9 protein-coding genes are annotated in these 7,505 nt (G+C 32.7%); 6 read left to right on the plus strand and 3 right to left on the minus strand.

Going from position 1 to position 7,505, the window contains the following annotated elements; translation table 11 throughout:
- The 5 genes from ABY285_RS11755 to ABY285_RS11775 form a co-directional block, all read left to right on the plus strand.
- Positions 1–506: CdaR family protein (locus ABY285_RS11755; RefSeq protein WP_372770286.1), on the plus strand; the 506-nt coding region annotated here is incomplete at its 5' end.
- Positions 507–591: 85 nt separating this feature from the next.
- On the plus strand, positions 592–1,182 hold the full coding sequence (gene coaE, locus ABY285_RS11760; protein ID WP_372770288.1) for a dephospho-CoA kinase: 591 nt from the start codon (positions 592–594) through the stop codon (positions 1,180–1,182).
- Positions 1,183–1,271: 89 nt separating this feature from the next.
- Complete coding sequence (locus ABY285_RS11765; protein WP_372770290.1) at positions 1,272–2,843, plus strand: sensor histidine kinase; 1,572 nt, start codon at positions 1,272–1,274, stop codon at positions 2,841–2,843.
- 10 nt (positions 2,844–2,853) lie between these two features.
- Positions 2,854–3,552 (plus strand): response regulator transcription factor, encoded by a 699-nt coding sequence (locus ABY285_RS11770; protein ID WP_372770292.1) that lies wholly within the window; start codon positions 2,854–2,856, stop codon positions 3,550–3,552.
- Positions 3,553–3,588: 36 nt separating this feature from the next.
- Positions 3,589–4,212 carry an L-threonylcarbamoyladenylate synthase gene (locus ABY285_RS11775; protein ID WP_372770294.1) on the plus strand — a complete coding sequence of 208 codons (624 nt, stop codon included), beginning with the start codon at positions 3,589–3,591 and terminating at the stop codon, positions 4,210–4,212.
- Here ABY285_RS11775 and ABY285_RS11780 read toward each other — a convergent pair.
- A complete protein-coding gene (locus tag ABY285_RS11780) occupies positions 4,204–5,208 on the minus strand; it encodes a glycosyltransferase family 2 protein (RefSeq protein WP_372770296.1) in 1,005 nt (334 codons plus the stop codon). The genes ABY285_RS11775 and ABY285_RS11780 overlap by 9 nt on opposite strands.
- A 48-nt stretch (positions 5,209–5,256) precedes the next feature.
- The gene (locus ABY285_RS11785; RefSeq protein ID WP_372770298.1) at positions 5,257–5,703 is read right to left on the minus strand and encodes a type I restriction enzyme HsdR N-terminal domain-containing protein; all 447 of its coding nucleotides are present in this window, start codon (positions 5,701–5,703) and stop codon (positions 5,257–5,259) included.
- 29 nt (positions 5,704–5,732) lie between these two features.
- Here ABY285_RS11785 and holA point away from each other — a divergent pair, with 29 nt between their 5' ends.
- Positions 5,733–6,737, plus strand: coding sequence for a DNA polymerase III subunit delta (holA, locus tag ABY285_RS11790; RefSeq protein WP_372770300.1), 1,005 nt, complete (start codon positions 5,733–5,735; stop codon positions 6,735–6,737).
- Between the two features lie 107 nt (positions 6,738–6,844).
- Here the strand turns inward: holA and ABY285_RS11795 are convergent.
- On the minus strand, positions 6,845–7,505 hold a 661-nt coding region (locus ABY285_RS11795), incomplete at its 5' end, for a M28 family peptidase (protein WP_372770302.1).

Raw genomic sequence — 7,505 nt, forward strand, 5'->3', positions numbered from 1 at the left:
AAGCGGGATATAATTTGGTTGAGGAATTAAAAATTTCACCGGACAGTGTTATCGTTTCGGGTTCGAAAAGATATATTGATTCCATCACCGAATTAAGAACCAAACTTCTAAAATTGGATAATGTTTATAAAGATATTGAGTTAGCGGTGGATTTAAAATCGCCATTTAAGATGAACCAGATTAAAATGTCAGCCAGTACCGTTAAAATCACAGGCAAAGTTGATAAATTTACGGAAGGCATCTTTACAATCCCAGTAGCCATAATCAATATTCCTGAAGGGGTGAAAGTAACCACTTTCCCAAAAGAAATTGAAGTGATTTATCAGTCCGGACTATCAAATTTCAGCAAAATTACCAAAAATGATATTTCAGTTGTTTTTGATTATAAGCAGTATGAAAAGGATACATTAATCACTTTCCTAACCCCAATAATAGTTGAAAAAAGCGACTATATTTATGCGTTAAAAATCAATCCGGCACAATTGGAATTTTTAATTGAAAAATGAAACGAGCATAACAAATTTTGATACACAAAGGAATGATTAATGGCGAACTGCATCTGTTACTGTTAAAAAAATAAAATTTAAACAGATGAAAATAATTGGACTGACAGGGGGAATTGGAAGTGGGAAAAGCACTGTTTTAGCGCTTTTTGAAGCACTTGGCACGGTTACTTATGTGGCAGATATTGAGGCGAAAAAGTTAATGAATGCCGATGACGAACTAAGGCATCAAATCATAAAATTATTTGGCGAAAAGGCATATGACAAGGGTGAATTAAACAGAACTTACATCGCTGCACTTGTTTTTAACAATGAAGAAAAATTAAATGCTTTAAATGCTTTGGTTCATCCAAAAGTCAGGGAACATTTTCAATATTTTATTAAGAAAACAAATGCTGATTTCGTAATTTATGAGGCCGCCATATTATTTGAGAGCCGCAGTGATAAATTGTGTGATTATATAATCACGGTTTTGTCATCTTTTGAAAATAAAATAGATCGGATTATAAAGCGGGACGGGGTTTCTGAAGCACAAATTTTGGAACGGATGAAAAACCAGTCTGCCGACGATTTTAAAATAAAAAATTCGGATTTTGTGATTAGAAATAACAATTTGGAGGATACAAAATGTCAAGTTTTTACTATTTTTGAGTTGCTTAAAAAATTAAAAAATAAATAAAAATTTTCTTAAAAAATTGTTAAGAAAATAATTAATATGTTAATCTACGTTAAATAACAATGAATATGCTGTTAAACGTGTAAATTTGGATGATGAGGAAAAGGATATTTGTGCTCATCGTTATTTTAATGAGTATTGCCTTAATAGGCATTATCACTGTACAGGTATTTTGGATAAAAAACACGGTACAGATAACGGAAGAGCAATTTACGTCAAATGTGAAGTTTGCTTTGGCAAAAGTTTCGGAGGATATTAAGCAGCGAGAGTTTAATGATTTTTATTTTAAAATAGCGGAACTTTATAAAGATGGTGAAAAATTAAAAGAATCTGATGTCAGAAAATTTATTTATGAAAAAATTGACACCACCAACAATGAAAAATTTACTTATTCGCAAAGCATTATTGAGTCAAATTATAAAGTGCCCACCGCGTTCTTTGAAAATGACACCGTAAATTTTAGAGAAATTTTCAGTAAAGAAGAAATTGTGATTGTAAAAGATCAGGTATTGGACAATCCCGCCGGAACAATGTCCCCGCCCGAAGAGCGTTACGTAAAAGTAGGAAGGTTTGAAGGTGCGGAAAGATCATATTTAGAACGTCAATTTGATATTTTTACCAGTAAACTCCCTGTTCACAGTAGAGTGACGAACAGAGAGATCACCTTTAGGTTATCAAATGAACTCAAATCAAAAGGAATTGGCACCAATTTTAAATATGGCATTTACAGTAATGGTTTAGCCACTCAGGTAAAATCAGGTTATTTCAGAAAAGAAATAGGTAAAAGTTATATGGTACCTATGTTTGCAGACGCTGAAGGAAACAGTAATTACCAATTATATGTGACATTTCCTGAAGAAAAAAATTACATTTTAGCCTCAATTTCTAAAATATTGGCGTTGTCTGTTTTTTTTATTCTTATTATCATTTTGGCATTTGTAAGTGCTTTGTATCAATTGGTCAAACAAAAACAAATTTCTGAAATTAAAACAGATTTCATTAATAATATGACACACGAATTTAAAACGCCCATAGCAACCATAAATTTGGCCTTGGACGCTATTAAAAATCCGAAAGTTATTGGTGACCAGGAAAAAGTGATACGCTATTTACAAATGATTCGTGAAGAAAATAAGCGTATGAATGCTCAGGTTGAAAATGTTTTGAGAATTTCCAAACTTGAGAAAAATCAGTTAGATGTAAGTAAGGAGAAGGTGGATGTTCACGACTTAATTAAAGAAGCTGTAACACATGTAGAATTATTGGTAAAAGACAAAGGCGGTTATATAAATATGAAATTAAATGCGGCAACAATCGAAATTTTAGGCGACCATTTCCATTTTACAAACGTAATTGTGAATATCTTGGACAATGCCATAAAATATTCCGAAGGTGCGCCAAAAATTGACATATCAACCGAGAATGCGCCAAAAGCGATTATTATTAAGATAAAAGACCATGGTATTGGTATGGTTAAAAACGTTCAAAAAAATGTTTTTAAGAAGTTTTACAGAGAAGAAAGTGGAAATATTCATAATGTGAAAGGTCATGGATTGGGACTTGCATACGTGAAAAAAATTGTTGAAATTCATCAAGGTGAAGTTTATGTGGAAAGTGAAAAAGGTATTGGAAGTACTTTTACCATCAAACTGCCTATAATTTAATATAAAAAATATGGAAAATAATAGAATTTTATTGGTGGAAGACGATCCCAATTTTGGGACTGTTTTGAAAGATTATTTGTCATTAAATGACTATAAAGTGACCTTGGCCAAAGATGGATTAGAAGGTTTGATTATGTTTAAGAATGATGATTACGACCTTTGCATTTTAGATGTTATGATGCCTAGAAAAGATGGTTTTTCATTGGCAAAAGACATTAGGTCATCAAATTCTGAAGTACCAATTATATTTTTGACAGCCAGGACAATGAAAGAGGATGTGCTGAAAGGATATCAGTCAGGAGCAGATGATTATTTAAACAAACCTTTTGATTCTGAAGTCTTGTTATATAAAATTAAAGCCATTTTACAACGTAAAGAAACGGAACAAAATATTGAAGAGGATACTTTTGAATTTAAAATCGGGAAATTTGATTTTAATTCAAAACTACGTCATTTATCATATGATGGAGGCGAAATTCAAAAACTTTCACCAAAAGAAAGTAAATTGCTGAAACTGCTGGCAACCTATAAAAATGATCTAATGCCGCGTGAATTGGCACTGACTAAAATTTGGAGAGACGACAATTACTTTACTTCCAGAAGCATGGATGTGTATATTGCGAAACTTCGAAAATATTTGAAACCCGATCCGAATGTTGAAATTTTAAACATTCACGGAGAAGGATTCAGGTTATTAGAAAAATCATAATAAATTGTTACATTTGTTTAATCATTGCATAAACAAATGGCACAGTTAATTAAAATATTTAATGAAAATCCCAATGAACGTGAAATTGACAAAGTTGTCAAGGTTTTACAAAAAGGCGGATTAATTATTTACCCAACGGATACCGTTTATGGGTTAGGCTGTGACATTACCAACACGAAAGCGATGGAGAAGGTGGCGCAGCTAAAGGGTTTAAAATTGGACAAGGCCAATTTTTCATTTATTTGTTATGATTTAAGTAATCTTTCCGATTATGTAAAACAAATAGATACGCCAGTCTATAAAATATTGAAAAAAGCTTTGCCGGGACCATATACATTTATTTTGCCTTCAAGCACCAACTTACCTAAAGCATTTAAAAATAAAAAAACAGTTGGTATTCGTATTCCCGATAATAATATTATTAGAGAACTCGTGAAAAAATTGGGAAACCCTATTGTTTCAACTTCTATTTATGACGAAGATGATTTGTTGGAATATACCACAGATCCTGAATTAATTTTTGAAAAATGGGAAAATAAGGTGGACATCGTCATTGACGGTGGTTATGGAAGTAATATTCCATCCACAGTTATTGATTTATCTGAAGGGGAAATCACTGTTTTGCGTGAAGGATTGGGAAGTGTTGATAACCTATTTTAGTAACTCTTCATACCTCTTTTTTCCTAAAATAAAATATTGCCAAACAATACTTTTTACCGTATAATAATCTGCTGTTTTAGTAGATTTATTTCTTTTTTTTAGCATTTTTGAAAAATGACGGTAAAAACTAAAGTGTGCATTTAAAATGGCCACGAAATGCATAGGCTTCAATTCCAATAAAAATTTGAATCCGGCGAATCCATCCAAAATAAGTCTTGTAAAAATGACAGGAATAAGTCTGTTTACGGGTAAATTTTTTGCCAAACTAAACAGACTGTTTCTGAAATTTAAAAATGTTTTTTTTGGGTTTGCCTCTTTTAAGGTGGCACCTCCAACGTGATAAACCGTTGAAGTTCCCACATATTTAATGGTTTTATTTGTGTTTTTGGCTCTCCAGCACAAATCTATTTCTTCCTGATGCGCAAAATAATCTTCGTCAAAGCCATTTAGTTCGTGAAAATCTGAGGAACGAATAAAAAAACAGGCTCCAGATGCCCAAAAAATTTCAGTTTCATCGTTGTATAGTTGTGTATCTGTTTCTACTTCCGCAAAAATACGACCCCTGCAATAAGGATAGCCAAATTTATCAATAAATCCTCCTGCAGCACCTGCATATTCAAACGTATTTTTATTTTTATAATCCAATATTTTTGGTTGAATAATAGCTGTATCAGGCTCTTTTTCAAAAACTGAAATAACAGGGTTCAGCCAGCCGTCAGTCACTTCAATATCAGAATTCACCAATGCATAAATATCAGCAGCTACATTTTTTAAAGCATCGTTATAGCCTTTGGCAAACCCGCCGTTTATATTATTTTGAATAATTTTAATTTGTGGATAGGCATTTTTTACAAAACCAACAGAATCATCAGTGGAAGCGTTGTCCGCTACATAAATTTCAACATTTTGGAAATCGCTGTATTTTACCATAGAAGGAAGAAATTTTTCCAGCAGGTGTTTTCCGTTCCAGTTTAAAATGACGATGGCTATTTTCACGTATACAAACTTAATTAAAAAGATGAAATTTAAATGCAGAACTTATCATTATTGTTCATATTTCGGAATCGTTTCTAAAAAAACGTAGCATTCTTTTTCCAGATCCATAAAAGTGTAAAAGTGGGTGAGTCCATTGGTGACGATAAGATAATTGGCCTCCAATTTTAAATTATACCGGGCAATTTGGTCGAAAGCATCCTGTGTTATTTTTATGGAAGGTGCCTTGCATTCAACAATGATATGCGGATTTCCCTTGGTATTAAAAACCAAGATATCTGTGCGTTTGGTTAATTTGTTGACAGTTACCTTTTTTTCAACGGCAATAAGTGAAATCGGATAGTTTTTTTCTTCAATTAAATAATGAATAATATGTTGGCGCACCCATTCTTCCGGAGTCAGCATCACATATTTTTTTCGGACGATATCGAAAATAAAATATTTATTTTCGCTACTTTTGATTTTGAAAGGATATGTAGTTAAATTCAGTGGCTGCATCCAACAAAAATGCTAATTTTTTTTTATAAATGAGTGATGTAACCAAAATAGTTTCAGATATAGAAAATGGAAATATAAAACCCATTTATTTTTTAATGGGAGATGAGCCATATTATATTGATAAAATAGCTGAGTATATTGAAAAAAATATGCTTTCCGAAGAAGAAAAGGGATTTAATCAGATGGTCTTGTATGGACGCGATGTTGTGGTGGAAGAATTAATTGACAATGCCAAACGCTATCCAATGATGGCCGATAGGCATGTGGTTATTGTTAAAGAAGCACAGGATTTGTCAAGAACCATTGAAAAATTGGCTTCCTACGCTGAAAATCCGCAGCCTTCCACGGTATTGGTAATTTGTTACAAGTATAAAACAATTGACAAACGGAAAAAACTGTACAAAGCCATTCAGAAATGCGGATTGGTATATGAAAGTAAAAAGCTATATGAAAATCAGGTTGCAGATTGGATTCGGAGGGTTTTGGCTGGTAAAAATTATAAAATTGATACCAAAGCAACTTTAATGTTGGTGGAATTTTTGGGCAACGATTTAAGTAAAATAAGCAATGAACTTGATAAATTAATGATAGTTTTGCCGCAAAATTCATCCATAACGCCAAAGGCAATTGAAGAAAATATAGGGATTAGCAAAGACTATAATAATTTTGAATTGCGAAAGGCAGTTGGCGACAGAAATGTGCTAAGAGCGAACAGAATTATCAATCATTTTGCACAAAATCAGAAAGCAAACCCTATCGTCGTGACAATTTCATTATTGAACAGCTTTTTTACCCAACTGCTCATTTACCATAGTTTAAAGGACAAGTCGAGTAATAGCGTAGCCAAAGCTTTAGGTGTAAATCCATTTTTTGTTTCAGATTATACCTCGGCCGCAAAAAACTATCCGATGCGAAAAGTTTCACAAGTAATTGGATTGTTGCGTGATGCCGACTTAAAAAGTAAGGGTGTTGGTGCAAACGCATTGCCGGCAGGAGATATTTTAAAAGAATTATTATTTAAAATAATACATTGAAGCCCCCTAACCCCTAAAGGGGGAATTGTTAAAAATGTTGGAAAACAAGAATGTTTGAAAAATTAAAATTAGCCAATTTAACGATATAAACAATTTCCAAAAACCAATTATTTATCCACAGTAATTCGTTTTTCCCTATTGGCTATTTCCCAGGCAGTATAAAAAACCAATTTCGTTCTTTTTTCTAGTAATTCATAATTAATTTTATCGGGCGTATCACTAATGCGGTGATAATTTTCATGGGTTCCGTTAAAATAGAAGATGACCGGAATGTTATTTTTTGCAAAACTGTAATGGTCAGAACGGTAATAAAAGCGATTAGGATCGCTATCTTCATTGTATTTGTAGTCTAATTTTAATTTGGTGAACTTGTGATTCATTTCTTCAGATAAATTGTGCAATTCAGTGCTTAACTTATCAGAACCAATTAAATATATATAATTTGGATTATTTTCATGAGCTTCGTCTGTACGCCCAATCATATCAATATTTAAATCCACAACCGTATTTTCTAAGGGAAAAATAGGGAAATTCGCATAATATTTAGAGCCAAGTAATCCTTTTTCTTCACCGGTAACATGTAAAAACAAGATGGAACGTTTGGGGCCGTTTCCTTCTTCAACAGCTTTTTGAAAAGCTTCAGCTATAGCCATTACAGCAACGGTTCCTGATCCGTCATCATCGGCGCCATTATAAATTTCACCATCCTTATCAATTCCCAGATGGTCATAATGTGCTGAAATGACTAGAATTTCATCAGGTTTTTCT

The organism is Lutibacter sp. (genome assembly GCF_041555395.1).
Taxonomy (GTDB): domain Bacteria; phylum Bacteroidota; class Bacteroidia; order Flavobacteriales; family Flavobacteriaceae; genus Lutibacter.